Genomic DNA, 26,388 nt, shown 5'->3' on the forward strand with positions numbered 1-26,388 from the left:
CCTTCTCGCCGGGCGACCCGCCGGCTGAACAAGCATCGCAAACACCGTGCCAAACTCATGGGGCACTGGAATCAGGGGAAATCTTTTCGCACCTGCGGGAAACTACGGAGGTGGCACGCTCGAATCTTGGGCAGATTCCGTTAACTGCCCAAAAAATAGGCAGCAGCTGTGCGACTCAATTGCCTCGGAAAAAGCGATCCGTAGGCGTCGTGGGGAGGCCGTCGATGCTGCGGTTCCGGCCGGAGGTCTTGGTCATCCACGCGGTTTCGTCGGACTGGGCATGGTACTTCACCAGCGTCTTGCGCTCGACCTCGAGGCTCATCACGGGCACGCCCCAGCCGCAGCTGGTCTGGACGGTGTTCACCGTGATGTCGAAGATCTGGCGCGTGCCGGGCAGGATCGTGAAGTGCGCGGCAAGCTCTTCCCACTCCGGGTGCTGCGGCAGGACCGGGTGGCCGGTGCCGTAGAGCCGAAGGATCAGCGGGGGCTGGCCGAAGTTGCACATCATGATCGTGATGCGGCCATCGGCGACCAGATGGGCATGGGTCTCGTTGCCCGAACCGGCGAGATCGAGATAGGCGACCCGGTTGGGGCCGAGCACCCGGAAGCTGTCATAGCCCTTGGGCGAGAGGTTGATCCGCGCATCCGCTGCGGCCGTCGCCACGAAGAACACGCTTTGCGCGCCCATCATCGCTTCGTGCTGGGGCAGGATGCGGTCGCTGAACTCGGCCATCAGAGGAAATCGCGTAAGGTGGCGATGAACTTGTCGAACTGGTCGTGGTGGAGCCAGTGGCCGGCGTTCTCGAACTCGATCACCTTTGCATCGCGGAAATGCTTGATGCGCCCGTCGCGCTCGGGGTTGCCGGCCCACGAATCCGCGCCGTTGAGCAGCAAGGTCGGCGCGGTGATCGCCTCCCAGAGCTGGTGCTTGCGCTCGGTCGAGATGTCGTAGGGATGATCGATGTGAACGTAGGGATCGAACTTCCAGGTGAAAGTCCCATCCTCGTTGCGGTTGATCCCGTGGATCGTCAGGTGCCGGGCCTGCGCATCGGTCAGGTAGGTGTTCTCCGCCTTCATGCGCGCATAGGCGTCTTCCAGCGTGGCATAGCGGCGCGGCAGGCGGCCGGCGGCCTTGCGCTTTTCGGCGATGTAGTCGCGCACGCGGCGGGCGAAAGGCACGTCCTTCATGCGCAGTTCCCAGTCCGGCGTCGGGAAGATGCCCTCGATCGCGACGAGCTTGGCGACGTCTTCCGGGAACAGCCCGGCATAGCGCAGCGAGACGTTGGCACCCCACGAGTGCGAGACGATGGTGACGGGCGCGAGGCCGAGCTGGTGGACCAGCTGCGCGACATCGTAGACCATGTCCATCGTGCGGTAGTTGCCGTCCGACGCCCAATCGCTGTCACCATGGCCGCGGTGATCGAGCGCAATAACGTGCCAGTCGTCGCGCAGGGCCTCAGCGGTCCAATCCCAGCTGCGGCAATGGTCGCGCCCGCCATGGATGAGCAGGAGAGGTGGCTTGTCCGCATTGCCCCAATCTACGTAGTGGAGGCGCAGGCGCTGCGAGATGAAGGTGTTCGAGGTGGGGCCGAGCAGTGTCATAAGATGTCTGTGCCGCAGGTGCGAACAGGCCGCAAGTGCGGTTTTGGAGACGGTCAGACCCGCTGACGCCATGAAACGCGGGGCACGTAGCCGATCAGCTCGCCCGCGCGCACTGAGGATAGCAGCGAGGCTTCGCCGGAAAGGCTCTCCGCGAGCGGCACGCCGGGGAAGTACTCGACCATCAGATCGCGCGAGGGGCGGCCCATCAGGTTGTCGGCGGCGGCGATGATCATGGCTTCGTGGCCGGTGGTGCTGGCCTCCAGCGCGCAGCGGCAAGCCTGGGCGGCGTCCTCGGCGTCGATATAGCTCCAGAGGTTCCACTTGCGGCTGGCAGGATCGATCTGGATCTGCGGCAGCGCGGCATAGTCTTCGGCCACATAGACGTTGGAGAAGCGCAGCGAGACGATCGCGAGGCCCGCATGCCAGCGCGCGAATTCGTCGGCCATCGTCTCCCCTACCCGCTTGCCCAGCGCATAGGACCAGTTGGGGAGCAGCGGATGCGTCTCGTCGATGGGAGCGAACAGGGGCGGTTCGGCGAAGGGCAGGCCGAGGATCGTCTCGCTGGAGGCCCAGACGACGCGGCCAATGCCTAGGCGGGCGGCGGCGGAAAACACGTTGTAGGTGCCCATGACGTTGATGCGGAAAGCCGCCTCGTCGGTTGTCGCGCCGGGCTTGGGGATACCGGCGAGGTGGAGCACGGCATCGAAGCGGCGCGCGGCGGTATCGACGCCCGAAAGCGCGCCCATGACGGCGCCGAAATCAGCGCAATCAAGGCGGACGGTGTCGTCGCCGTAGACGGAGCTGACGATATCGAAGCCGGCCACGCGGTGTCCGGCGGCCCGCAGCGCCGCGACCGCGACCTTGCCAAGCTTGCCGCTGCTGCCCGTGACCGCGATGCGCATGGCCTTACCGCTCCTTGGTGGCGCTGAAAGTCAGCTCGGGATTGCGTTCCTGCTGATAGCCGACATCCCACGCTGAGCGCGCCATGAAAACCGGATCGCCATCGCGGTCCTTGGCGAGGTTGGACAGGTTGAAATCGGCGAAGGAACGGAGCGCCGCATCGCTGCCCTTGAGCCAGCGCGCGGTATCGAAGGGCGATGGTTCCAGAACGGCCTCGACCTTGTATTCGGCCTCGAGCCGCGAGATCAGCACATCGAGCTGGAGCTGGCCGACCACGCCGACGATCGATTGCGCGCCGATCTCCGGGTAGAACACCTGGATCACGCCTTCCTCGGAGAGGTCGTCGAGTGCCTTGCGCAGCTGCTTGGTCTTGGTCGGGTCCTTGAGCTGGACGCGGCGCAGGATTTCCGGCGCGAAGTTGGGCAGGCCGGTGAAGCGGACGGTGTTCTTCTCTGACAGCGTATCGCCTACGCGCAGAGTGCCGTGGTTGGGAATGCCGATGATGTCGCCCGCCTCGGCGGTATCGGCAATCTCGCGGTCCTGCGCGAAGAACAGGATCGGCGAGTGCACCGCGATCGGCTTGCCGAGACCCGAGGGTGTCAGCTTCATGCCACGCTTGAAGGTACCCGAGACCATGCGCATGAACGCGATGCGGTCGCGGTGCATCGGGTCCATGTTGGCCTGGACCTTGAACACAAAGCCGGTGACTTCGGGGTGATCGATCTCGATGGTCCCGCTTTCGCTCGGCTGCGGGCGCGGCGGCGGGGCGTAGCGCGCGATGGCGTCAATCATTTCGGCGACGCCGAAGTTCTTGAGCGCGGAGCCGAAGTAGACCGGGGTAAGGTCGCCGTTGCGATAAGCCGTCAGATCAAACTCGGGGTAGCCCGCCTGCGCCAGCTCGATTTCCTCGGCCACGTCTGCAGGGATTGCGCCGTCCACCAGCGGGTCGCGCTTGCCGAGGTATTCGCGGCTGTCGCCTTCGGGACGGGCAATGGAGTTCGTCGCGAAATCGAGCACGCCTTCGAAGATGCCGCCCATGCCGATGGGCCACGACATCGGACAGACATCGAGCGCGAGCGCATCGGCGACTTCATCGAGCGTTTCGAACACGGCGCGGCCTTCGCGGTCGACCTTGTTGACGAAGGTGATGATGGGAACAGAGCGCAGGCGGCAGACCTCGAACAGCTTGCGTGTCTGCGGCTCGATACCCTTGGCGGCGTCGATCACCATGATCGCGGAGTCGACAGCGGTAAGCGTGCGGTAGGTGTCTTCGGAGAAGTCCTCGTGGCCCGGCGTGTCGAGCAGGTTGAAGACGACGCCGTCCTTCTGAAAGGTCATCACCGACGAGGTGACCGAGATGCCGCGCTGCTGCTCGATCTTCATCCAGTCCGAACGGGCGCGGCGAGCAGCGCCGCGTGCCTTGACCTCGCCAGCCAAGTGGATCGCGCCGCCTTGAAGGAGCAGCTTCTCGGTCAGCGTGGTCTTGCCCGCGTCAGGATGCGAGATGATGGCGAAGGTGCGGCGGTTCGAACTCATGGCCAGCGCGCCTAGCCGAGCGGCGCGGCGGAGTCACGCCTCAGCCGCGCAGGGCGAGGACCAGCAGGATCGGCCAGACGACGACGATGGCAGCGAAGGTACCCGCGACACCCCAGGGCACGGGCGCGCCGGCTCGGAAAGCGGGCCAGACGAACAGGGCGAGCCAGAGCGTCTTGTAAAAGATCTGCACCAGCAACAACGGGGCGAAGAAGACAGGTACGATGAGCCCACAGATCGAGGCGGCGAGGATCGCGGACCACAGACTGAGGACAAGCAGGCGAAGGCCTGCGCTCTCGGCAACGGCCCCCTGAAACACCGTCGCTGCGGCCGTCGGTGCGATCATGCCCCAGCAGACCGGAACAAGGATGAAGATGTTCGCCGCATAGGCGATGCGCAGGATATCGGGATTTGCGAACGTGGCGGCGCTTTGCATGGGCCGAAATCTATGCCGGGCGGACAGCCACATCCATGCGGAAGCTGCGGCTTGCCCCTTGGGGCAGGATTACCACACCCGGCTTGTCGCGAAACGCGCCTGCATAGCCGACCAGGTCGGCATGGCCCTGCCACGGCTCGATGCAGACATAGCGCGCGCCGGGGACCTGCCAGATGCCGAGCATCGGGCTGTCCGGAAATGCGATGTCGAGCCACGCGCCGCCATCGGCGCCGTAGGACAGGCTGCGGCTGGCGAGGTCGGTCCAGATCAGCGCGTCGGCGCGAAAGAGCTCTGCATCGAGCGGCATTTCCCGGCCCTTGACCGGAGTCGGCGCGCCGCCCGGAAGCAACAGGCCCGTCGACTTTTCGATCTGGCGGATCGCTTGCGGCTCGTCCTGTTCGAACACGATCCGATGCGCAGCCTTGTCGGCACCGCCCGGCAGCGGCCAGGCGAAGGCCGGGTGATAGCCGAAGCTGAAGGGCAGCGGGACGTCACCGGGATTGTGCACCGTCGCTGTCATCCTGAGCGTCATGCCCTCGACAGCGAAGGCCATGTCGAGCTGGAACGCGAAGGGGTAGACCTCGCGTGTCCGCGCATCGTCGACCAGCCGCAGCACGACACGGTCGGCCGCGTGTTCGACCACGGTGAAGGGATTGCGCCGGGCAAAGCCATGCTTGAGCAAGGTATAGGCCGTGGCATCGACTCGCAGCGTGTCGTCCACCAGTGCGCCGACAATGGGAAACAGCAACGGGGCATGCGCCGTCCAGAAGGCTGGGTCGGCATCGGTCATGTATTCGCCGCCGTCGGCGTCCACAAGCGACCAGAGCTCCGCGCCGAACGGATGAATCTGCGCGGTGAGGTGGTCGTTGGCGATAGCAATCAGGTCGGTCATAGGCACCCCGGCTGGAAGATCTGTCCTGCGGCGGTTCAGGCGCGCAGCACGCCGCCAAGCTTGGCGCCGGCCGCGACGATCTTGTCGGAGATCGCCTTCAGTGCAGCTTCGTCATAGCTTTTCTCGACCGGCTGCAGCGTGACTTCGACGGCCAGCGACTTCTGGCCCTCGGGCACGCCCTGCCCCCGGAAATCGTCGAACACGCGGGCTGCGACGACATTGGCCTTGTCCGCTCCGCGCACCGCGCGCAGCAGATCACCGGCGGGGAGCGCGGCGGGCACAAGGAAGGCATAATCGCGCGTCACCGCCTGCAGCGCGGGCGGGGCGTAGTGCGGGCGGGCGAAGCTGCCGGGGCCCTTGCGCGCGGGGATGCGATCCAGGAACAGCTCGACGACGGCGACAGGGCTGGAGAGGTCGAAAGCCTTGGCGGTTGTCGGATGAAGCAGGCCGAAGCGGGCGAGCACCGTCTTGGGGCCGAGCCGCAGCGTGGCGGACTGGCCGGGGTGGAACTGGCTACCCGCCTCGCCCATCACCTGCAGGTTCTCGACCGGCGCACCGGCCTCGGCGAGGAGCGCGAGCGCTTCAGCCTTGGCGTCGAACGCATCGAAGGGCTTGGCCTTGCCAGTCGCCCAGCCGCGCGCCTGCGCTTCGCCCGCGAGCACGACCGCCAGGCTGGGCTGCTCATCAGAGGCCCCGCCCTCGCCGCGCAGATAGCGGCGGCCGATCTCGAACAGACGAACCGTGGTGGCGCCGCGATCGAGATTGCGCCGCGTGGCCGAAAGCAGGCCCGGCAGCAGCGAGGGACGCATGGTCTTGAGGTCTTCGGAGATGGGATTGGCAAGCGTCCAGAGGCCGCCGTTCCCTTCCGAGAAATGCTCAGCCTCGCCGGTGGGGAGGAACGACCACGTGACCGCTTCGTTCAGCCCACGTGAGGCCGCGGCACGACGGATGCGGCGTTCCTGCATCTGCGCCGCCGTGGCGGTCGGCTTTGCAACGCCGTCTGCGCGCGGCAGCGGGGTGGAGGGGACCGCATCGAGACCGTGGACGCGGATCACTTCCTCGACGATATCCGGCGCGCCGTCGACATCCGGGCGCCATGTGGGCACGGTAATCGTCCAGTCTTCGGCGACCTCGAAACCGAGCGCGGCGAGGATGCGCTTCTGTTCGCTGTCCGCAACGTCGATGCCGCCGAGATTGCCGGCAAGCGCCGGATCGTAGGCCAGCGTCTTGCGGTCGGTCGGCGGGGTGCCCGCGCGGATCACCTCACTCGGCTCGCCGCCGCAGATGTCGAGGATCAGGCTGGTGAGGAGGTCCATGCCGGTATCCAGGAACGCGGGATCAACTCCGCGCTCGAACCGGCCGCGCGCGTCCGACGTCAATGCCAATGCCTGCCCGGTGCGGGCGATATTGGCGGGCGTGAAGTAAGCGACTTCGAGGAGGACGTCGGTCGTCTCGTCCGAGCAGCCCGAGTGTTCACCGCCCATGATGCCGGCGATATCGTGGACGCCGGAATCGTCGGCGATGACGGTCATCCACGGCTGGAGCGCGTATTCCTTGCCATTGAGCGCGAGGCAGGTCTCGCCCTCAACTGCGCGGCGGGCGACGACAGCGCCGTTGAGCTTGGCAAGGTCGTAGGCATGGGCCGGGCGACCATAGCCGAGCATCACGTAGTTGGTGATATCGACGAGCGCCGAGATCGGGCGCTGGCCCGCGCTCTTGAGCCGGTCCTGCAACCACTGCGGACTGGGGCCGTTCTTTACGCCGCGAATGACACGGCCATAGAAGGCGGGGCAACCTTCGGGGTCATCGGTGCGCACTTCGACCGGGCAGGGGTAGGTGCCGGGGACGTGAGCGGCGTCGATCGGCTTCAGCACGCCGAGGCCCGCAGCGGCCAGATCGCGCGCGATGCCGTGCACGCCCATGCAGTCGGGGCGGTTGGGCGTGATCGCGACGTCGAACACCGGGTCCGAGCCGAGGTAATCGGCAAAGCTGGTGCCGACGGGCGCATCGGCGGGCAGCTCGATGATGCCGTCATGCTCCTCGCCGAGGCCGAGTTCGCGCGTGGAGCACATCATGCCATTGGATTCGACGCCGCGAATGGCGGACTTGCGCAGTTCCATGCCGTTGGCGGGAACCACCGCGCCGGGAAGGCCGAGCACGCCGACAAGGCCTGCGCGCGCATTGGGTGCGCCGCAAACGACCTGGAGCGGGCTGCCGTCGCCCAGATCGACCGATAGGACTTGCAGCTTGTCCGCCTGCGGGTGCTTCTCTGCGGTCAGCACGCGGGCGACCTTGAACTGCGTGAGCGCCGCCGAAGCATCCTCGACACCCTCGATCTCGAGCCCGAGCGAGGTGAGCTTTTCGGCAATCGCCTTCGCATCCGCCTTGGTATCGAGCAGGGCCTGGAGCCAGGAGAGAGCGAACTTCATGCGCGTACTCCCCAAAGAACGCCAACGCCGCCGGAAAGGGTGGGCACGTCGAGTGCGCCGAAGCCATAGTGCTGGAGCCAGCGCACGTCGCCATCGAAAAAGGGGCGCAGGTCGTCCATGCCGTACTTGAGCATGGCGAGGCGGTCGACCCCGGTGCCGAAAGCGAAGCCCTGCCATTCGTTCGGATCAAGTCCGCCGAATTCGATCACCTTGCGGTTGACCATGCCCGAGCCAAGCACTTCCATCCAGCCGCCATTGGCCGCATCGCCGCTGCCGCCGACCACCCGCTTGCCGTTCACGAGGGTGTAGCCGACGTCGACTTCGACCGAAGGTTCGGTGAAGGGGAAGTAGCTTGGGCGGAGGCGCAGGACGATGTCGTCCCGCTCGAAGAACGCCTTGAGGAAGGTTTCCAGCGTCCACTTGAGGTGGCCGAGGTGGATACCCTTGTCGATGACGAGGCCTTCGATCTGGTGGAACATCGGCGTGTGCGTCGCGTCGCTGTCCGAACGGTAGACACGGCCCGGGGCGATCACGCGCAAGGGCGCGCCCTGGCTCAGCATGGAGCGGATCTGCACCGGCGAGGTGTGCGTGCGCAGGAGCATCGAGCGGCCCTGGGCATCGCGGTCCGGGAAGTAGAAGGTGTCGTGCATCGCGCGCGCCGGGTGGGTTTCCGGCATGTTGAGCGCGGTGAAGTTGTGCCAGTCGTCCTCGATCTCGGGGCCGGTCGCGACCGCGAAGCCCATGTCGGCGAAGATTTCGGCGAGTTCGTCCATGACCTGGCTCACCGGGTGGACCGAGCCGCGCGGCGCGGTGGGGGCCGGGAGCGACAGGTCAGCCGTTTCCGCCGCAAGCTTTGCTTCGAGCGCGGCGCTTTCCAGTGCACCGCGCCGTTCGGTGAGCGCGGCGGTGACTGCCTCACGCGCGGCGTGGATGCGCGGGCCGGTGCTGGTGCGTTCCTCGGGGGTCATGCCGCCAAGCGACTTGAGCAGAGCGGAGACCCAGCCCTGCTTGCCCAGCGCGCCGACGCGCAGGGCCTCTACGGCTTCGATCGTGTCAGCCGCGGCGATTGCGGCAAGAGTGGTTTCAAGCTGTTCCATCGCGCCCGCCGCTAGCGCCAAACGCGGCGGAATCCAAGGCGTGCGTTCAATCCTTCGAGGGATCGTGGAGCGCCTGCACCGGTGCCCCAGCTGCCGCCATGCGCGCGCGCATCACGCCGGCCAGCACCGGGTGAGGCAGCGCGGCATAGGCGCTCGGGCTCATGCCCATGAAACGGTGAAACTCGCGCACGAACTGCGCCTGATCGTGATAGTGCGAATCGATGGCACCGATCCACGTGAGCGCAGGATCGAGCATGTATTGCGAGAGGCTGCGCATGAAGCGCTGGCGGCGCAGCAGCAGGCTCGGCGGAAAACCGAAGTGACGGCGGCAGACGCGCTCGAGCGTGTGGGTAGGCAAGCCCGCATGTTCGGCCATGTCCGCCACGCTGGCGACTTCTTCATCGACCAGAGCCTGATGGACAGCCCGGATGCGCGCTTCGTCCGGAACCGGGCGCGCAGAAAGGCTTTCGAAGTGCTGCGTGATGCGGGCGAGTTCGGCCACTTCGTCCGGCTCCGGCCCGAACAGGGTATCGACGAGCCGACAATGCGGCGCGAAATCGCGTTCAGTGGCCGGATCGCAGAGCCGGTCAGCGAAGGCATTCGCGGGCGCTGCGACGTATTTGGCCCAGCCCAGCGGCAGGAGGCCGATGCCCCAGATGCGCGAGGTGCCGGTGGTGAAGCGCACCGCCGTGCTGGTCGGCCCGGTGACGATCGCGTTGGTGCCCCCAAACGGCGCTGCATTGCGGATCTCCGAGACGGGCAAGATACCGCTGATGATTCGCAGGTTCGCCCATTCCGGGTGGAGATGATCGGTCACCCGTCCATCAGGTCCGACATCGATGTCAGTGAGGTAAAAGGTCGTGAAAAAGGCGCGCATCGCCGCAGGAGGCTGATAGAATCGTACCCTGACGGCACACTGACCGTTCACTGCTGCGCCCCTCGTTATATCCCTGTTGGCAGGGTTATATCGCTTCGAGGCATAAACGGGAACTGGCCAAAATGGCAAAAGGGACGCCGATTCAAAAACCGGCGTCCCCGTGCATTTCAGCCAGATTCAAAGGTTAACGCTTAAGCCGCGCACCAGATTGGAACGTCGGGCCGTCAATCTTTCGATCAGTTTGCCAGGGCCTGCTTGGCCTGGGCGATGATCGCCGTGAACACGGCGCCTTCGTTCATCGCCAGATCGGCCATCGCCTTGCGATCGAGTTCGATCCCGGCAAGCTTGGTGCCGTGGATGAACTGCGAGTAGGTCAGGCCTTCGGCGCGGACGGCAGCGTTGATGCGCTGGATCCAGAGACCGCGGAACTCCCGCTTCTTAACCTTACGATCGCGGTACGCATACTGGCCGGCCTTTTCGACGGCCTGACGGGCAACGCGGATGGTGTTCTTGCGGCGGCCCCGATAGCCCTTGGCCTGTTCGAGAATGCGCTTGTGCTTGGCGCGGGTGGTAACACCCCGTTTGATGCGGCTCATGGGTCTTCGCTCCTCAGTTCAGCCCGTAGGGCGCCCACTTCTTGATCACCTTTGCGTCCGCATCGGAGATCACGTCCATGCCGCGGTTCTGGCGGATGTACTTGGCGTTGTGGCTGATCAGGCGGTGGCGCTTGCCGGCCACGCCGTGCTTGACCTTGCCGGATGCGGTGATCTTGAAGCGCTTCTTCACACCGCTCTTGGTCTTGAGCTTGGGCATTTTCGTCTCCTTGATTAGGATGCGTCCGACTTGCCGTGGCAGCCCTGCATGGCCAGGCGAGTCATCGATGCCGCATCCGATGAAGTGGGCGCGCTTAGTGGCGATGTGCGCAAAAGGCAAGCGATTGCGCAATCACGTGCCGATATCCTCGCGATCGAACGGCGTGGTCTGGTAGGTCTCGTTGATCCAGTTGCCGAACAGCAGGTGCCCGTGGCCGCGCCAGGTGTTGGATGGCTGGCCCGCCGGATCGTCCCCCGGGAAGTAATGCAACGGCAGGCTGCGGCCCTCATCCCGGGCATATTCGCCGGCAAGGGTCAGCGTATCGTACTCGAGATGATTGAGCATGTGGACGGTGCGCTGTGCCGGATCGGCGATCAGGCACAGCCCGGTCTCGGCGCTGTCGGCGAGCACCTCCAGACCGCGCCCAGACGGCAGATCGGTGGCCCTGAGCTCGCTCCAGCGCGAGACGGGCACGTCGAAGCGGTCCGGCAACCCGCGCATGATCGGATTTGCCGGAACGCGATTCGCATGACTGAACACACCGGTCGCCTTCTCCGTCAACGCATGCTTGGGGATGCCGTGGAAGTGATGCAGCGCCGCCATCGCACCCCAGCACAGCGTAAGGGTGCGGTGCACATTGTCCTGCGACCAATCGAGAATGCAACGCATCTCGTCCCAGTAGGTCACTTCCTCATATTCGATCTGCTCGACCGGCGCGCCGGTGATGATAAGTCCGTCGAACTTTTCGGCGCGGACATCCTCCCACGGGCGGTAGAACGCGCTGATGTGACCGGCCGAGGTATTCTTGCTGACGTGGTCCGAAATGCGCACCAGTTCGAGTTCGATCTGCAGCGGCGTCGCGCCGAGCAGGCGGGCGATCTGCGTCTCGGTGGTGATCTTGTCGGGCATCAGATTGAGCAGGGCGACCCGCAGGGGGCGGATATCCTGCCGCGCCGCTTCGGTCTCGCTCATGACGATCACGCCCTCGGACTCCAGCGTGCGGCGGGCGGGAAGATTGTCGGCAATGCGAATCGGCACGTGTCGTAACCCTTTGGACTTCGAGGGTGAGACGCCGCCTGCAGCCTTGTTCCGTTTGGTTGCCGGACCGGCCGCATCCCTTCGTCGCCGAAGGCGCCACCTTGCCCGGAGACCGGCAGGTTGGCGTCGGGGCGTCACACCCCAACTCTTGATGCGCGTTCGGACATAGGGCTGCCGACGCTGAAATGCAACGCTGCGTCGTACTGACGGCGGGCGCACATGCCTCTTGCTATTGCAAATGCCTCGCATTAAATAATCCTCAGCACAGCGAGGACTCGCAATCGATGTACATCTGCATCTGCAACGCCATCCGCGAAAAAGACTTGCGCCGCGCCGCCTGCGAGCAGAGCGGTGACGCCGAATCGCTCTATGGCAAGCTCGGCTTTGCGCCGCAGTGCCGCCAGTGCCTCGAAGACGCAGAGCAGATCGTGAGCGAGGCGCGCGCCTGCATCGCTGCGTGAACGGCTGCCTTGCGCCCGGGAGCCCCGCTCTCTAGTCTCTTGGCATAGCGAGGAGACAAAGCGTGAAGGGCGACCCCAAAGTCATTGAATTCCTCAACAAGGCCCTGCTCAACGAGCTGACGGCCATTAACCAGTACTGGCTGCATTACCGGATGCTGGCCAACTGGGGCCTCAAGAAGCTCGCCGAATACGAGCGCCACGAATCGATCGACGAGATGAAGCACGCCGACCGGCTGGCGGACCGCATCCTGTTCCTCGACGGACTGCCCAACTTTCAGGCCATCGGCCGCCTGCGCATCGGCGAGGATGTCGAGGACGTGCTCAAGGCCGACCTCGCGCTGGAGCACGATGCCATCCCGCTGCTGAAGGACGCGATTGCCCACTGCGAAACCGTGCGCGATTTCGTCAGCCGCGACTTGTTCGCCGATATCCTCGCGAACGAGGAAGAGCACGTCGACGTGCTCGAAACCCAGTTCGAGATGATCGCGCGGATGGGACTCGCGAACTACATCCAGCTCAACAGCGAGGCCTCCGAGGCCTGAGGCATCAGGGGGCGGCGCGGACCACTTCGCCGCCCTTCATCACGAACGCCGGCTTTTCCAGCACGCGCACATCGGCGAGGGGATCGCCGTCCACCGCGACAATGTCGCCATAGCGGCCCGGTGCGATGGCTCCGACGTCGGCAGTCTTGTTCAGCGCCTCGGCAGCGCTCTTGGTCGCGGCCTGGATCGCCTCCATCGGCGTCATCCCCCACTCGACCATCTTGGCGAACTGCTTGGCGTTGTCGCCATTGGGGTAGACGCCGCCGTCAGTCCCGAACAGCAGCTTGACCCCGGCGGCGTGCGCCGCGCGGAAGGTCTCGCGCTGCTTGCGGCCCACCATGCGCTCCTTGGCGAGGCTTTCCTCGAACACTCCGTTCTTGGCGCCTTCCGCAAGGATGTAGTCGTCGTTGTAGATATCCATGTCGAGCCAGGCGCCCTTGGCCTTGGCCAGCTTGAAGCTTTCGTCATCCGCGAGGCTGGCGTGCTCGATCGTATCGACCCCGCCGCGGATCGCGTCGTTGATCCCTGCCGTACCATGCGCGTGCGCGGCGACGCGCATGCCGAGCATATGCGCCTCGTCGGTGACGGCCTTGATTTCCTCAAGGCTCATCTGCTGGCCGCCGACGCTGTCGGTCTTTGAAAGGACGCCGCCGGTCATGCAGACCTTGATCACTTCGGCCCCGTACTTGCGCATGGTGCGCACGGCGGCGCGGAACTCGTCAGGCGAATTGGCGATGCCGGGGGATGGGACCTTGATCGAAGGCGGGAACTCGGTCGAATCGCAGTGCCCGCCCGTCGCGCCGAGCGCGTAGGTCGCGGGAACGATGCGGGGGCCCGGAATGTACCCCCCTTCGATGCCCTGCTTGAGCGCGACATCGTCGAAGTTGCCGGCCCCGACGTTGCGCACGGTGGTGAAGCCCGCCTCGACGGTGCGCTTGGCATTGGCGACGCCGACGACCGTCCAGAAGTTGTCGGTGTATGCAAGCCCGCGATAGCCGCTGAGGCGCGGATCGCTGGTGAGGTGGACGTGCATGTCGATGAGGCCGGGCACGAGCGTGCGCGCACCGAGATCGATGGTCTCCGCACCGGCGGGCACGGCATCCCCTGCCTTGCCGACCGAGGCGATGCGGCCATCGGTGATCACGACCTGCACGTTGTCGACGGTGCGGCCGGCAAGGACATCGACCATGTGCGCGGCGCGGACGACGACCGTCCTAGCGCTGGCGGGAACAGCGGCGAGTGCCAGCCCGAGTGTGATCGCCGCGACGCATTTGCGCATTGCCCCTGCCTTTCGAATAAGTAACGAAAGCTTGCTCGCACGCGGGGGCGAGGCTGGCAAGATGGCTCATTCGCTCAGTACGGAAAGTCCGCGAGCAGCCGCGTAGGCAGCGAAATCTCCGCCCGGGACAGCCCTTAGGCCGAGCGGCGTACGGCGGTTGGGAAGATAAGCGGCCGCGCGCAAGGGACCGCCGCGCGTGTGGACGATCAGGTTGACGCGCCGGTACTCGCCCCGTCCCGGTCGCCGGGGATCGCAGTATTCCCAGGCGTCGAAGGCGGCGAGAACGGCACGCGGGATCGGCCGCAATCCGCCATAGACCCAGCCGCGCACCCGCCCCGCCCCCGGCATCAGCACCGGATAGACGCCCAGAGGATCGTGCCGGAGGAACAGCGCTCCGCGCACCCAGCCCCGGCGTGGGCGGCCACCGAGGCGAGGCAGCAAAGTTGTTGTCAGCGTATTGGAGTGCTCGTGCGTCAGCGTGCCGTAGAAAAACAGGCGGCGCGGGAAGGCCATCTTGTCAGTGGTGGCAGGCGAGCGCTTCAACGACATCCTCGAGCCGCGCCGCGTCACCCACGGCGATGACGTGACCGTCGGACCCGGCATGGAGCGGCTCACCGTTCCAGTCCGCCATCGTGCCGCCGGCGCCTTCGACCACGGGTACGAGCGCGGCCCAGTCGTGCAGCTTGAGGCCGGCTTCGCAGACCACGTCGAGATGGCCGGATGCGAGCATCGCGTAGTTGTAGCAATCGCCGCCCATGACCATGCGCTTGTGATCGGTCTTTGCGGCAAGGCCCATGAAATGGCTGCCATCGTGATCGTTGAAATAGTGCGGGCCAGTGGTGGCAAGCGCGGCATCGGACAACTGAGCGCAGGCACGGGTGCGGACGGCGTGGCCATTGAGCGTGGTTGGCCGCCCGATCACGCCAAGCCAGCGTTCGCCCAGGACCGGCTGATCGATCACGCCGAGGACGGGGAAGCCTTCGACGACGAGCGCGATGAGCGTGCCGAACAGCGGGCGGCCGGCAAGGAAGCCGGTGGTGCCGTCGATCGGATCGAGCACCCAGCTCCGCCCGGAAGTGCCCGGAGTGGAGCCCATTTCCTCCCCGATCACGGTGTCCTCGGGCACTTCGGCCGCAAGGATCACACGCATGGCCTCTTCCGCCGCCTGGTCGGCAAGGGTGACCGGCGAAGCATCCGGCTTGCGATCGGCGGTGAGGCCACTGCGGAAAAAGGGACGGATCGCCGCTCCGGCAGCATCGGCGAGGCGCAAGGCGAGAGCGATATCGCGATCGAGGTCGGTGTCCTTCATGCCCCAGCCATGGCCTTCGTCCGGGGGCGCGGTCAAGGGGGCCTGTCCTGTACCACCCTGGACCTTGCCTCCGCGGGCGTACCACCTTGGCTAAGGCACAGGTTTGTGCTTATCGATAGTGATGTTGCGCACACCCGGGGGACGTTTGGGTGGCTAGATCGCTAACCGAACGGGTAATGCTGCGTCAGGTGAGCGTGTGGGGGCATTGATGAACCGAATGAGCAGACCTGCCATTGACCCGGCGATTGCCTCGGGCGGGGCAGCGACGCGGGACGGCCAGCCGATCTCATACAGCCGCGCCCCGGCACGCGACCTCGCGCCATGGATCGCGCGGCTCTATGTCACCATCGTCGATGCCCCGGAGGACTACGCGCTTTCGTGCGGCATCTTCAGCGATGCGGCCATGCTGCGCATCCAGTTGCGGGGGGAATGGACGGCGGAGACGGCCGAAGGACGCCGCGAGATGGGCCGCGCTGCGCTCTATTTCGGCCCGCAGACGCGGCGGATGCCGATCACCGTAAAGGGCAGCTTCACCAGCGTAGGCCTCTCGTTCCGCCCAGGTGCCTGCCACGCGCTCGGCAAACTCAAGCTCGACACGATGTGCGACAAGCTTGCGCCGCTTGAGACTTTGGGCATGTGCCGGGAAGAGTGGATGGCGCTGTTCGACGAGAACGCATCGGCTGAAGACTGGTGCCTCGCGATGGAGGAAGCCATGCGCCGCCTTGTCCGCAGGAGCGGGGCGGTTGAACCTGATCCGGTAACTGTGGCGGTGGAAGCGGCTGCCTTCACCAATCCGGAGATCACCGTCGCACGGCTGGCAGAGCAGTGCGGTGCTGAACAGCGCAGGCTGGAACGACTGGTGCGCCGGGATTTCGGCATCCCGCCCAAGCAGGTGCTGCGCCGCGCCCGGGCGCTCGACATGGCGAGCCATCTGCGCGGCGTGGCTGATCACAACGAGGCCGAGGCGCTCGCGCTGCGGTACTACGATCAAAGCCACCTGATCCGCGAGTTCACCGCATTGTTCGGGATGAGCCCGCGCCAGTTTGTCGATTCGCCGCAGCCACTGATGACGCTGTCGCTGGAAACGCGGCAGGCGCGGCGGCTGGAGACGACCGCGCGGATCGCGCCGGGCGATATCAAACCCTGGCAATAGGCAGTTCGCACCAGTCGCCGGGTGCGAAACCCGCGAGCGTCCACTCGCCGATCCGCCAGCGGACCAGTCGAAGGGTGGGATAACCCGCGGCTGCGGTCATGCGGCGGACCTGCCGGTTGCGGCCTTCGCGGATAGTCAGTTCCAGCCAGCAATCCGGCACGCTCTTTCGGAACCGGACCGGCGGATCGCGGGGCCAAAGCGCTGGCGGATCGATGCGGCGGACTTCGGCGGGGAGCGTTGGGCCGTCCTTCAGCACGAGTCCCCGGCGCAGCGGTTCCAGAGCTGCCTCGTTCGGATCGCCTTCGACTTGCACCAGATAAGTCTTGGCCAGTTTGTAGCGCGGATCGGCGATGCGGGCCTGCAGGCGCCCATCGTCGGTGAGCAGGACGAGGCCTTCGCTGTCGTGATCGAGCCGCCCGGCGGGATAGACGCCAGGGCGATTGATGTAGTCCGCCAATGTCGGGCGCGGCAGGCCATGGGGCTCGGCGCTGAACTGGCAGAGCACACCAAAGGGCTTGTTGAACAGGATCAGCGCCATCGGCTGCTCTTGGGCTGCAATCTCGCGGGTGTCAAAACCGCAGGGTGGTAATTGCAAGGCGCGCGGCAAGCGCTAGAATCTGGTCGCGGCGATACGATAACACGATGGGAGACAGGCTCAATGGAAGCCTTGCGTACCGATGACAGGCGGTTCGAGAACCTGCCCGGCTATGCCTTTGCGCCGCACTATACCGACACTCTGAAGGGTTATGAGGGGCTGCGGGTCCACTTCCTCGACGAAGGGCCGCGCGATGCGAAGACCACGTTCCTGTGCCTCCATGGCCAGCCGAGCTGGTGCTACCTCTACCGCAAGATGATCCCGGTCTTCGCCGATGCCGGGTACAGGGTGATCGCGCCTGACCTGCTGGGCTTTGGCCGTTCGGACAAGCCGGTGGAGGAGGCGGTCTATACCTTCCACTTTCATCGCGGGATGTTGATGGCGTTCATCGAGGCGCTGGATCTGCAGAACGTGACGCTCGTGTGTCAGGACTGGGGCGGCATTCTTGGTCTCACGATCCCGCCGGAGATGCCGGAGCGATTCGAGCGGCTGCTGGTGATGAACACGGCGATCCCGACCGGGCGTTCGGCTGGGCCGGGTTTCGATGCATGGCGGACCTACAATCGCAGCCAGCCGGACCTCGACATTCCGGCCCTGTTCAAGCGGGCGCAAGTTGGGCTGAGCGATGCCGAGGCAGCGGCCTATGGCGCACCCTACCCCGATGCGACCTACAAATCGGGCGTGCGACGCTTCCCGGAACTGGTGATGACGGATCCGGACATGGAAGGCGTCGCCGAGGCCAAGCGTGCGGCGGCTTGGTGGCACGATGACTGGCGCGGGCCGACTTTCATGGCGGTGGGGATGATGGACCCGGTGCTGGGACCGGACGTCATGGCCAATTTGCGCAAGACGATCCACGGCTGCCCGCTCCCGCTCGAAATCGCGGATGGGGGCCACTTCGTGCAGGAGCGCGGCGATGTGATCGCCAAGGCCGCATTGGAGGCATTCGGCCTCTGACGGGATGTCCCGCACCCTCCCCCTCAGGGGAGGCCGGAACCTTTTCAAGTCAGTCGAACAGGCTGGAGACCGAGCTTTCGTCGGCGATGCGGCGGATCGCTTCGCCGATGAGCGGCGCGATGGTGAGCACGCGGATGCGGTCGGAGGCCTGGGTGGCATCGGTCGGCAGGATCGTGTCGGTGATCACGAGTTCCTTGAGCGCCGAATTGTTGACCCGCGCCACTGCACCGCCCGAAAGCACGCCGTGGCTGATATAGGCCGCGACGCCCTTGGCGCCGCCATCGAGCAGGGCCTGCGCCGCGTTGCAGAGCGTGCCGCCCGAATCGATGATGTCGTCGATCAGGATGCACATGCGGCCCGAAACGTCGCCGATGATGTTCATCACTTCGCTCTGCCCGGGGCGATCACGCCGCTTGTCGACAATGGCGAGCGGGGCGTTGTCGAGCCGCTTCGCCAGCGCGCGGGCACGCACCACGCCGCCGACGTCGGGCGAGACGACCATCAGGTCCTGACCGCCGTAGCGCGTCTGGATATCGGCGGCCATGACGGGCGCGGCGAAGAGGTTGTCGGTCGGGATGTCGAAGAAGCCCTGGATCTGCCCGGCATGGAGATCGACGGCGAGGACGCGGTCGGCACCCGCCGTGGTGATCAGGTTGGCGACGAGCTTGGCCGAGATCGGCGTGCGCGGGCCTGGCTTGCGATCCTGCCTTGCATAGCCGAAGTAGGGAACTACTGCGGTGATCCGCTTGGCCGAGGCGCGGCGCAGCGCATCGATGCAGATCAGCAGTTCCATCAGATTGTCGTTGGCCGGGTAGCCGGTCGACTGGACGATAAACACGTCCTCGCCGCGCACGTTTTCGTGGATCTCGACGAAGACTTCCTCGTCGGCAAAGCGGCGGACCGAAGCCTCGGTCAGCGGCAGTTCGAGATAGGCGGCGATGGCGCGGGCCAGCGGCAGGTTGCCGTTGCCGGACATGATCTTCATGGGCTTCCCCGAGTCCCTCGAATCTGGGCGATGGCTGCGCCCTTAGCCCAAGATGACAGCATTGCAACGTTCCGACATACGGTTTTGCACCAATGGTGGTCCTTGAACTGCCGGGCCAATGCCGCCTAGGGTCACCCCATGGCCGATACACTCATCATCACACTTGCCCAGCTCAACCAGAAGGTCGGCGATCTGGTCGCAAACACCGCCGCGATGCTCGCCGTGCGCGAACGCGCGGAGGGCAGCGACCTCATCGTCTATCCGGAACTGCAGCTGATCGGCTATCCGCCGGAAGACCTCATCCTGAAGCCGGCGCTGATCGAACGCGCGGCGATTGCGCTGGATGCGCTGGCGGCGGCCACGGCGGACGGCGGGCCGGCGATGCTGGTCGGCTCGGTGTTCGTCCGCGACGGAGCGCTGCACAATGGGGTGGCGCTGCTTGATCAGGGCAAAGTGGCGGCGGTGCGCTTCAAGGTCGAACTGCCCAACTACGGCACTTTCGACGAGAAGCGCTATTTCCTGCCCGGTCCGCTGCCGGAGCCGGTGCCGTTTCGCGGCGCGATGCTGGGCCTGCCGATCTGCGAGGACATCTGGCACGCACCGGTCTGCCGCCATCTGGCCGAACAGGGCGCCGAAATCTTCATCTGCATCAATGGCAGCCCTTACGAGATCGACAAGGAAGAGCTGCGGATCGAAGGCGTGGCCAAGCGCCGGGCGATCGATACCGGCATTCCGCTGGTCTTCGTGAACCGCGTCGGCGGGCAGGATGAAGTCGTGTTTGACGGGGCGAGCTTTGTCGTCGGTCCTGAGGGCGCGCTGTGGGCGCAGCTGCCGGACTGGGAAGAAGCGATTGTCGACACGGTCTGGAACAAGGTCGGCAACCGCTGGCGCTGCCAGCCGGGCGTGGTCTGCGAACTCGCCGAGCATCCCGAGGATATCTACTGCGCGATGGTCCTGGCATTGCGCGACTATGTGAACACCAACCGGTTCCCCGGCGTGGTCCTTGGGCTTTCGGGCGGGATCGATTCGGCAATCTGCGCGGCGATTGCAGTCGATGCGCTGGGGCCGGAGCGGGTGTGGTGCGTGATGATGCCCAGTGCCTATACCAGCGCCGAGAGTCTTGAAGACGCAGAGGCCTGCGCGAAGATGCTGGGCGTGCGGCTTGATACGATCCCGATCGTGCCGGCGGTGGATGCCTTTGCCGATATGCTGGCGCCGACGTTCGAGGGCCGCTCGCCGGACCTCACCGAGGAGAACCTGCAGTCGCGCATTCGCGGCACGACCTTGATGGCGCTTTCGAACAAGTTTGGCCCGATGCTGGTGACGACCGGCAACAAGAGCGAGATGAGCGTCGGCTACGCGACGATCTATGGTGACATGAACGGCGGCTACAACCCGCTCAAGGACGCCTACAAGACGACCGTGTTCGCGATCTCGCGCTGGCGCAATGCCGCGCGGCCCAAGATCGGGCTGGGGCCGGAAGGCATGGTCATGCCCGAGCGGATCATCACCAAGCCGCCCAGTGCCGAACTGCGCCCGGACCAGAAGGATTCGGATTCGCTGCCGGATTACGCGGTGCTCGATGGCATCCTGCTGGGACTGGTAGAGCACGAGAAGAGCGTCGACCAACTGGTGGCGGAAGGCTTCGAGCGGGCTACAGTCGCGCGGATCGAGCGGTTGCTCAACGTGGCGGAGTACAAGCGTCGTCAGGCCCCGCCGGGGGTGAAGCTGGGCATGCGCAACTTCGGGCGCGACCGGCGCTATCCGATTACGCATGGTTTCCGCACCGGCTGATCTTATTGCGAACGATTCGCATTGACGAAGGAGCGCGACCTGATAACTTGCGAATCGTTCGCAACAGACAGGTTTGGCCATGACTTCGCTCACCCGCTACGCCGCCACCATCGCTGCACTCGCCAAGCCGCGCGTGTTGCAAGCGCAAAGCCCTGCCGCGCAGGAAGTGGTTCATGCCTTCCGACTTTGCGCGCTTGCCGCACGCGATCGGACCGACCCCTTGCCGGCACTGGCCCTGCGACTGTGCAATTGCGAGGCGGCCTATGCCGTGCATGATCTGGTGCGTGCGGTGGCGCAGGCGTGGCCTGAACCTTTCGTCGTCGGTCGAGCGTGTTGCCAGCGTCTTTCGCCGGACGAGGCGACGGTGGCCCTGCTCGCCGAGGCCGGGTGCGCAAGGGACCGAACGGCGTTCGACGCCGCGATTGGCGGCCTTGTCCGGCCCGACCGCCATGAGCCGCTGTGGGCTGCCTGCACGCACGCGCTGATGCTGATGCGCTGACCTTGTCGGGCAAGCGGGGGCCGCTATAGGCACAGGCCATGACGGTCACTACGCGCTTCGCTCCCTCGCCCACCGGCACGCTGCATGTCGGCAATATCCGCACGGCGCTGCACAACTGGCTGCTGGCGAAGAAAAGCGGCGGGCGTTTCCTGCTGCGGATCGACGATACCGACGTTGCACGCAGCCGCGAGGAGCACGTCGAGGCGATCCGGGCTGATCTGGCGTGGCTGGGGCTCCATCCCGAGCGCGAGGAGCGGCAGTCGGCGCGCTTTGCGATCTATGAGGCGGCGTTCGAGAAGTTGATCGCGGCGGGGCGGCTCTATCGCTGTTATGAGACGGCCCAGGAGCTGGAGCTCAAGCGGAAGGTGCTGCTCGGACGCGGGCTGCCGCCGATCTATGACCGCGCCGCTCTGAAACTGAGCGAGGCGGACCATGCCGCCCGGGCTGCGGCAGGGGAGGCACCGCACTGGCGCTTCCTGCTCGACCATGAGGCGCCGATCGAGTGGGTGGATGGCATCCGCGGGCCGCAGCATTTTGATCCACGCCAGATGTCCGATCCCGTTGTGCGGCGGGCGGATGGATCGTGGCTCTACATGCTGCCTTCGGTGATCGATGACATCGAGATGGCCGTGACCGACGTGCTGCGCGGCGAGGACCATGTTTCCAACACCGCAACTCAGCTGCAGATGTTCGCGGCGCTGGGTGCACAGGTGCCGCGCTTTGCGCATGAGGCGCTGCTGACGGGCGCGGAGGGCAAGCTTTCCAAGCGGCTGGGCTCGCTAGGCGTGGCAGAGATGCGCGAGAGCGGGATCGAGCCCGAGGCGCTGATCGCACTGCTGGCGCGGCTGGGCACGAGCGATCCGATCGATCCGGCGCTGGACGCGGACGACCTGGCGGCGAGCTTTGACCTTGCCCGGTTCGGACGGGCGCCGGCGCGGTTCGATGATGCGGAACTGGCGCGGGTGAATGCAGCGGTAATCCATCGGCTGCCGTTTGCGCGGGTGGCGGAGCGGTTGCCGAAGGGTATGGGCGAAGCTGCGTGGGCGGCTATCCGGCCCAATCTGAACGCTGTGGCTGAAGCTGCCGATTGGTGGCGCGTCGTAACGGGGCCGATTGCGGCGCCGGAATTCGATGCGGAAACGCGGGCTTTTCTGGATCAGGCGGCGACAGTCCTCGCAGGAATTGATTTGTCGGACGAACCTTGGGGTGCGCTGACCGGAGCCCTCAAGGACATGACCGGACGCAAGGGCAAGGCGCTGTTTCTGCCGCTGCGGCAGGCGCTGACAGGCATGGACCACGGACCGGATATGAAGGCGCTGCTGCCGCTGATTGGCAAGGATGAGGCACTGCAGCGATTCGCAGGAAAGTGATGTTCATCAGAAGGGTCAGCAGAGACCGCGAAACATGACCAGGGCATCGACATAACCTCGGACCGGATGGTGGAATGCCTTGGGCAAACGCCCGACGATCTCGAACCCCAGCGTTTGCCAGAGGCTGACAGCTCGCTCATTGGTGCTGACAACGAAGTTGAACTGCATGGCCCGAAAACCTCGTTCGCGGGCCTGTTCGATCGAATGGGCACACATGGTGCGGGCCACGCCACGGCCCATGGCGGCAGGGCTCGTCATGTAGCCGCAATTGCAAACGTGGCTGCCGCCGCCAGCCTGATTGGCGCGAAGGTAGTAGGTGCCGAGGATGGCGCCATCCGCTTCAACCACAAACGTCTCACGATCAGGACTGAGCCAGTAGGCCAGCGCGTCGGCCTCGCTCATCGCTCGATCTAGGGCATAGGTCTCGCCGGCGCGGATTATCGGCTCGATGATTGCCCAGATTGCGGCAGCGTCTCCGGCTTCGGCGCGGCGGATCAGCATAGGGGGCACGGCTCAGGCGCGGCCGGTCTGGCTGACGAGGTGGGAGGGGTCAATGCCCTCGGCGCGCCAGGTGGCGGCCCAGCGGGCGGCGACGGGGGTTTCGAACAGGATCTCGCTGCGGCCCTGGGCGGCGTACCAGCCGTGATGGCGCATTTCGCCTTCGAGCTGGCCGGCGCCCCAGCCGGCATAGCCGAGCGCGACGAGCCATTTCGAGGGGCCGCGCCCTTCGGCGATGGCGCGCAGGACGTCCATCGAAGCGGACAAGGCGCAGAGCGGGCTGACCTCTACCGAACCGCTGCCGCCCCAATCGGTGCTGTGGAGCACGAAACCGCGCGAGGTTTCGACCGGACCGCCGTTGAGCACCGGACCATCGGGCGCGACGCCGGGATCGATGCCGACGTCGGTGAGCAGGCTGTGCAGGGTCACGCCTTCGCGAATGCTGCCGACACCGATGCCGAGCGCGCCGTGTTCATCATGCACGCACATCGCGATGACGGCGTGATCAAAGCGGGTGTCGCCCATGCCGGGCATGGCGAGGAGGATGCGGCCGGCGAGGTATTGCGCCTCGGTCATGCCGCGGCGGCCTTGCTGCGACGATCCTCCGCCGCTTCGATCAGGCGCTTCTCGACGGCGCGCATGCGGGTATCGGCCTCGATCTTCTCGCCGAGCAGGTCGGTCACGTAGAACGTATCGACCGCGCGTTCGCCGTAAGTGGCGATGTGGGCGGAGTGGACGACCAGCCGCGCCTCGAACAGTGCGCGGGCGAGCTGGCTGAGCAGCGCGGGGCGATCGCGCGCGCCGACCTCGATCACGGTGAAGCGGTTGGAGGCCTTGTTGTCGAAGATGACGATGGGCTCGACCTCGAACGCCTCGGCGCGGGGGCGGGCGGAGGGGCGCGCGGCAAGCTGGGGCAGGAGCTTGACCCGGTTGGCGAGCGCATCGGCAATGGCGTTCTTGAGCCGGGCGATCTGCGCGGGCTCGTTGAGCGGGCGGCCAAGCGGATCCTGCACGAGGAAGTTGTCGACCGCGAGGCCGTTGCGCGCGGTGTGGATGCGCGCGTCGATGATGTTGCCGCCGGCGAGGTGGATGCCGCCGGCGATGCGGTAGAACAAGCCGGGGTGGTCGGCGGCCAGCACGGTAACGAGCGTGGCTCCGCGCGCAGGGTACCAGTGGGCTTCGACTGTCAGCGGCTCATCGAGCGAGATATCCATCTGCTGGAGGTTGAGCGCGATGATGTCCTCGGGCTCGGCGATCCAGTAGGCATCGCCGAGTTGCTTGCCGACCGTGCCGATGAGGGCGTCGCGCTCCTTGAGGAGGGCGGCGACAGCCTTCTTCTTGGCGGCAATGCGTTCGGCGCGGCCATATTGCTTGTGGCCGAGGCGCAGCACTTCCTCGGTGGAGGTGAACAGATCGCCCAGCAGCTGGCGCTTCCACGAGTTCCAGATGCCGGGGCCAACCGCGCGGATATCGACGATGGTGAGCACCAGGAGGAGACGCAGCCGCTCCTGGCTCTGCACACGGCCGGCAAAGTCGGCGATGGTCTTGTAGTCCGCAAGATCGCGCTTGAAGGCGGTTGCACTCATCAGGAGATGCCAACGCACCAGCCATGCGACGAGTTCCGTTTCGGCCGGCGACATGCCAAGGCGCGGGCAGAGCTTCATCGCGATTTCCGCGCCGAGGATCGAGTGATCGCCGCGCCGGCCCTTGGCGATATCGTGGAGCAGGGTCGCTACATAGAGCACGCGGCGCGAGGCGACCTTCGAGATGACCTCGGTCGCCATCGGATGCTGCTCGGTTTCCTCGCCCTTCTCGATGCGCGACAGGAGGCCGATGGCGCGGATGGTATGCTCGTCGACCGTATAGTGGTGGTACATGTCGAACTGCATCTGCGCGACGACGCGGCCGAAATCGGGGACGAAGCGCCCGAAGATGCCCGCCTCGCTCATCCAGCGCAGCGCGGTTTCGGGGTCGCGGCGGCTGGTGAGCAGTTCCATGAACATCGTGTTCGCGCGCGGATCGCGGCGGACCGATGCGTCGATCAGGCCGGAATCGCGCCGCGCGAGGCGCATCGCTTCGGGGTGGATTTCGAGGCCCTCGCGGTCGGCCACGAGGAAGATCTCGATCAGGCGGACGGGATCCTGCCGGAAGAAATCATCGCCGTCGGCGCCGAGCTTTTCGGCCTGGATCGGAAAGGCGCCGATCTTGCGCTTGCGGCGGCCGCGCAGCGCGGCGAAGAAGCCGAGCTTCGTCTTGGCGAACTGTTCATCGAGCTGGGCAAGGAACATGCCGGTGAGCGAGCCGACCTGCGTCGCCTGCAGGAAGAAGTACTGCATGAAGCGCTCGACCGCGCTTTTGCCCGGGCGATCGGCGAAGTTCATGCGCAGCGCGACTTCGCGCTGGAGATCGAAGGTCAGGCGGTCCTCGGCGCGGCCGGTGACGGCATGGAGGTGGCAGCGGACCGACCAGAAGAAGCTCTCGGCGCGGCGGAAGGCTCGGTATTCGGCAGCGGTGAGCAGGCCGACTTCGACGAGTTCGCTGGGATCTCGAACTTTGTGGATGTATTTGCCGATCCAGTAGAGCGTGTGGAGGTCGCGCAGGCCGCCCTTGCCTTCCTTCACATTGGGCTCGACGACGTAGCGACTGTCACCCAGCTTCTTGTGCCGCTCGTTGCGCTCGGCGAGCTTCTCGGCGACGAACTGGCGCTCGGTGCCGGTGACGACTTCGGCCCAGAAGCGGCGCGAGCCTTCTTCGTAAAGAGCGCGGTCACCCCAGATATAGCGGCCTTCGAGCAGCGCGGTGCGGATGGTGAGATCGCTGCGCGCCATGCGCACCATCTCGTCGAGCGAGCGGCTAGACTGGCCGACCTTGAGACCCAGGTCCCAGAAGAAATAGAGCATCGCCTCGATCACCTGCTCGCACCATGCCGTCGGCTTGGTCGGGGTGAGGAAGGCGATGTCGACGTCCGAGTGAGGCGCCATCTCGCCGCGCCCGTAGCCGCCGACCGCGACCAGCGCGATGCGTTCGCCGGTCGAGCGGTTGCTCGCGCGATAGACGTGGCCGACGACGTGATCGTGGATCACGCGCACCAATTGATCGATCAGGAAGGCCTGACCCTGCGCGCATTCGGTTCCGTGCGAAGGCTTTTCGCGCAAGCGCCGGGCGAGTTCGTCACGCCCTTTGGCAAGGGCATAGCGCAGCAGCTCGACGATCGCGGTCCGGGCCTTGTCGCCCTGCGCCGCGACCTGTTCGGCAATCGCATCGGCAAGCGCCCGGCGATCGATGATGGCGCGCTGGTTGGGAATCCGGGGGGTGATCATGACCCCTCC

At 65.7% G+C, this 26,388-nt stretch carries 27 protein-coding genes and 1 riboswitch; of the genes, 7 read left to right on the forward strand and 20 right to left on the reverse strand.

All coding sequences use genetic code 11. The annotated features are described in order from the left end of the window. Positions 1-175: 175 nt before the first annotated feature. The 12 genes from NDB2M1_RS19545 to metA form a co-directional block, all read right to left on the reverse strand. The gene (locus NDB2M1_RS19545) at positions 176-733 is read right to left on the reverse strand and encodes a pyridoxamine 5'-phosphate oxidase family protein (protein ID WP_072384442.1); all 558 of its coding nucleotides are present in this window, start codon (positions 731-733) and stop codon (positions 176-178) included. Continuing rightward, positions 733-1,602 carry an alpha/beta fold hydrolase gene (locus tag NDB2M1_RS19550; protein WP_072384443.1) on the reverse strand — a complete coding sequence of 290 codons (870 nt, stop codon included), beginning with the start codon at positions 1,600-1,602 and terminating at the stop codon, positions 733-735. The genes NDB2M1_RS19545 and NDB2M1_RS19550 overlap by 1 nt, the downstream gene beginning before the upstream one ends. Positions 1,603-1,655: 53 nt before the next feature. Continuing rightward, the gene (locus NDB2M1_RS19555) at positions 1,656-2,504 is read right to left on the reverse strand and encodes an NAD-dependent epimerase/dehydratase family protein (protein WP_072384444.1); all 849 of its coding nucleotides are present in this window, start codon (positions 2,502-2,504) and stop codon (positions 1,656-1,658) included. Positions 2,505-2,508: 4 nt separating this feature from the next. Then, complete coding sequence (locus tag NDB2M1_RS19560) at positions 2,509-4,038, reverse strand: peptide chain release factor 3 (RefSeq protein ID WP_054122462.1); 1,530 nt, start codon at positions 4,036-4,038, stop codon at positions 2,509-2,511. A 40-nt stretch (positions 4,039-4,078) separates the two neighbouring features. Further along, the gene (locus NDB2M1_RS19565; RefSeq protein WP_072384445.1) at positions 4,079-4,471 is read right to left on the reverse strand and encodes a hypothetical protein; all 393 of its coding nucleotides are present in this window, start codon (positions 4,469-4,471) and stop codon (positions 4,079-4,081) included. 10 nt (positions 4,472-4,481) lie between these two features. Continuing rightward, positions 4,482-5,363 carry an aldose 1-epimerase family protein gene (locus NDB2M1_RS19570; protein ID WP_072384446.1) on the reverse strand — a complete coding sequence of 294 codons (882 nt, stop codon included), beginning with the start codon at positions 5,361-5,363 and terminating at the stop codon, positions 4,482-4,484. A gap of 35 nt (positions 5,364-5,398) precedes the next feature. Further along, positions 5,399-7,792 carry a phenylalanine--tRNA ligase subunit beta gene (gene pheT, locus NDB2M1_RS19575; protein ID WP_072384447.1) on the reverse strand — a complete coding sequence of 798 codons (2,394 nt, stop codon included), beginning with the start codon at positions 7,790-7,792 and terminating at the stop codon, positions 5,399-5,401. After that, positions 7,789-8,889 (reverse strand): phenylalanine--tRNA ligase subunit alpha, encoded by a 1,101-nt coding sequence (gene pheS, locus NDB2M1_RS19580; protein ID WP_072384448.1) that lies wholly within the window; start codon positions 8,887-8,889, stop codon positions 7,789-7,791. Before pheS ends, pheT begins: the two co-directional genes overlap by 4 nt. 46 nt (positions 8,890-8,935) lie before the next feature. Then, a complete protein-coding gene (locus NDB2M1_RS19585) occupies positions 8,936-9,766 on the reverse strand; it encodes a helix-turn-helix domain-containing protein (RefSeq protein WP_072384449.1) in 831 nt (276 codons plus the stop codon). A gap of 236 nt (positions 9,767-10,002) precedes the next feature. After that, on the reverse strand, positions 10,003-10,362 hold the full coding sequence (rplT, locus tag NDB2M1_RS19590) for a 50S ribosomal protein L20 (RefSeq protein WP_054122467.1): 360 nt from the start codon (positions 10,360-10,362) through the stop codon (positions 10,003-10,005). A 13-nt stretch (positions 10,363-10,375) separates the two neighbouring features. Beyond that, the gene (rpmI, locus tag NDB2M1_RS19595) at positions 10,376-10,579 is read right to left on the reverse strand and encodes a 50S ribosomal protein L35 (RefSeq protein ID WP_054122496.1); all 204 of its coding nucleotides are present in this window, start codon (positions 10,577-10,579) and stop codon (positions 10,376-10,378) included. 132 nt (positions 10,580-10,711) lie between these two features. Beyond that, positions 10,712-11,617, reverse strand: coding sequence for a homoserine O-succinyltransferase (gene metA / locus NDB2M1_RS19600; RefSeq protein WP_072384450.1), 906 nt, complete (start codon positions 11,615-11,617; stop codon positions 10,712-10,714). A gap of 45 nt (positions 11,618-11,662) precedes the next feature. Beyond that, positions 11,663-11,777, reverse strand: a riboswitch (SAM-I-IV-variant riboswitch). 124 nt (positions 11,778-11,901) lie between these two features. On the opposite strand from metA, the gene NDB2M1_RS19605 reads away from it, so the two are divergent. Both NDB2M1_RS19605 and bfr read left to right on the forward strand, forming a co-directional pair. Beyond that, the gene (locus NDB2M1_RS19605) at positions 11,902-12,078 is read left to right on the forward strand and encodes a (2Fe-2S)-binding protein (RefSeq protein WP_054122469.1); all 177 of its coding nucleotides are present in this window, start codon (positions 11,902-11,904) and stop codon (positions 12,076-12,078) included. Positions 12,079-12,140: 62 nt separating this feature from the next. Then, a complete protein-coding gene (gene bfr, locus NDB2M1_RS19610) occupies positions 12,141-12,620 on the forward strand; it encodes a bacterioferritin (RefSeq protein ID WP_054122470.1) in 480 nt (159 codons plus the stop codon). A gap of 4 nt (positions 12,621-12,624) precedes the next feature. Here the strand turns inward: bfr and NDB2M1_RS19615 are convergent, their stop codons facing one another. The 3 genes from NDB2M1_RS19615 to NDB2M1_RS19625 all read right to left on the reverse strand — a co-directional run bounded on the left by NDB2M1_RS19615 (position 12,625) and on the right by NDB2M1_RS19625 (position 15,208). Continuing rightward, positions 12,625-13,899, reverse strand: a complete 1,275-nt coding sequence (locus tag NDB2M1_RS19615; protein WP_072384451.1) for a Xaa-Pro dipeptidase — start codon at positions 13,897-13,899, stop codon at positions 12,625-12,627. 66 nt (positions 13,900-13,965) lie between these two features. After that, entirely contained in the window at positions 13,966-14,442 is a 477-nt protein-coding gene (locus NDB2M1_RS19620) for a gamma-glutamylcyclotransferase family protein (RefSeq protein ID WP_072384452.1), read from the reverse strand. Beyond that, positions 14,417-15,208, reverse strand: coding sequence for an inositol monophosphatase family protein (locus tag NDB2M1_RS19625; protein WP_054122473.1), 792 nt, complete (start codon positions 15,206-15,208; stop codon positions 14,417-14,419). The genes NDB2M1_RS19620 and NDB2M1_RS19625 overlap by 26 nt, the downstream gene beginning before the upstream one ends. Before the next feature lie 208 nt (positions 15,209-15,416). On the opposite strand from NDB2M1_RS19625, the gene NDB2M1_RS19630 reads away from it, so the two are divergent. After that, positions 15,417-16,361: a helix-turn-helix domain-containing protein gene (locus tag NDB2M1_RS19630; RefSeq protein ID WP_072384453.1), complete on the forward strand. Its 945-nt coding sequence runs from the start codon at positions 15,417-15,419 to the stop codon at positions 16,359-16,361. On the opposite strand, the gene NDB2M1_RS19635 is transcribed toward NDB2M1_RS19630, so the two are convergent. Continuing rightward, complete coding sequence (locus tag NDB2M1_RS19635; protein ID WP_072384454.1) at positions 16,345-16,899, reverse strand: pseudouridine synthase; 555 nt, start codon at positions 16,897-16,899, stop codon at positions 16,345-16,347. The genes NDB2M1_RS19630 and NDB2M1_RS19635 overlap by 17 nt on opposite strands. Positions 16,900-17,019: 120 nt before the next feature. On the opposite strand from NDB2M1_RS19635, the gene NDB2M1_RS19640 reads away from it, so the two are divergent. Next, on the forward strand, positions 17,020-17,913 hold the full coding sequence (locus NDB2M1_RS19640) for a haloalkane dehalogenase (RefSeq protein ID WP_072384455.1): 894 nt from the start codon (positions 17,020-17,022) through the stop codon (positions 17,911-17,913). A 49-nt stretch (positions 17,914-17,962) separates the two neighbouring features. Here the strand turns inward: NDB2M1_RS19640 and NDB2M1_RS19645 are convergent, their stop codons facing one another. Beyond that, a complete protein-coding gene (locus NDB2M1_RS19645) occupies positions 17,963-18,898 on the reverse strand; it encodes a ribose-phosphate pyrophosphokinase (RefSeq protein ID WP_054122477.1) in 936 nt (311 codons plus the stop codon). A gap of 138 nt (positions 18,899-19,036) precedes the next feature. Here NDB2M1_RS19645 and NDB2M1_RS19650 point away from each other — a divergent pair, with 138 nt between their 5' ends. From NDB2M1_RS19650 to gltX, 3 genes are all read left to right on the forward strand, one after another. Beyond that, positions 19,037-20,692: an NAD+ synthase gene (locus tag NDB2M1_RS19650; RefSeq protein ID WP_054122478.1), complete on the forward strand. Its 1,656-nt coding sequence runs from the start codon at positions 19,037-19,039 to the stop codon at positions 20,690-20,692. A 79-nt stretch (positions 20,693-20,771) separates the two neighbouring features. Beyond that, entirely contained in the window at positions 20,772-21,191 is a 420-nt protein-coding gene (locus NDB2M1_RS19655; protein WP_054122479.1) for a hypothetical protein, read from the forward strand. A 38-nt stretch (positions 21,192-21,229) separates the two neighbouring features. After that, the gene (gene gltX, locus NDB2M1_RS19660) at positions 21,230-22,561 is read left to right on the forward strand and encodes a glutamate--tRNA ligase (RefSeq protein ID WP_072384456.1); all 1,332 of its coding nucleotides are present in this window, start codon (positions 21,230-21,232) and stop codon (positions 22,559-22,561) included. A gap of 15 nt (positions 22,562-22,576) precedes the next feature. On the opposite strand, the gene NDB2M1_RS19665 is transcribed toward gltX, so the two are convergent. From NDB2M1_RS19665 to NDB2M1_RS19675, 3 genes are read right to left on the reverse strand one after another with little or no spacing between them, the layout of a single operon-like run. After that, entirely contained in the window at positions 22,577-23,062 is a 486-nt protein-coding gene (locus tag NDB2M1_RS19665; RefSeq protein ID WP_054122481.1) for a GNAT family N-acetyltransferase, read from the reverse strand. A gap of 12 nt (positions 23,063-23,074) precedes the next feature. Continuing rightward, positions 23,075-23,635: a YqgE/AlgH family protein gene (locus NDB2M1_RS19670; protein WP_054122482.1), complete on the reverse strand. Its 561-nt coding sequence runs from the start codon at positions 23,633-23,635 to the stop codon at positions 23,075-23,077. After that, the gene (locus NDB2M1_RS19675; protein WP_072384457.1) at positions 23,632-26,379 is read right to left on the reverse strand and encodes a [protein-PII] uridylyltransferase; all 2,748 of its coding nucleotides are present in this window, start codon (positions 26,377-26,379) and stop codon (positions 23,632-23,634) included. The genes NDB2M1_RS19670 and NDB2M1_RS19675 overlap by 4 nt, the downstream gene beginning before the upstream one ends. Positions 26,380-26,388 lie beyond the last annotated feature (9 nt).

The sequence above is a fragment of the Novosphingobium sp. NDB2Meth1 genome (assembly GCF_900117425.1).
Lineage (GTDB): Bacteria > Pseudomonadota > Alphaproteobacteria > Sphingomonadales > Sphingomonadaceae > Novosphingobium.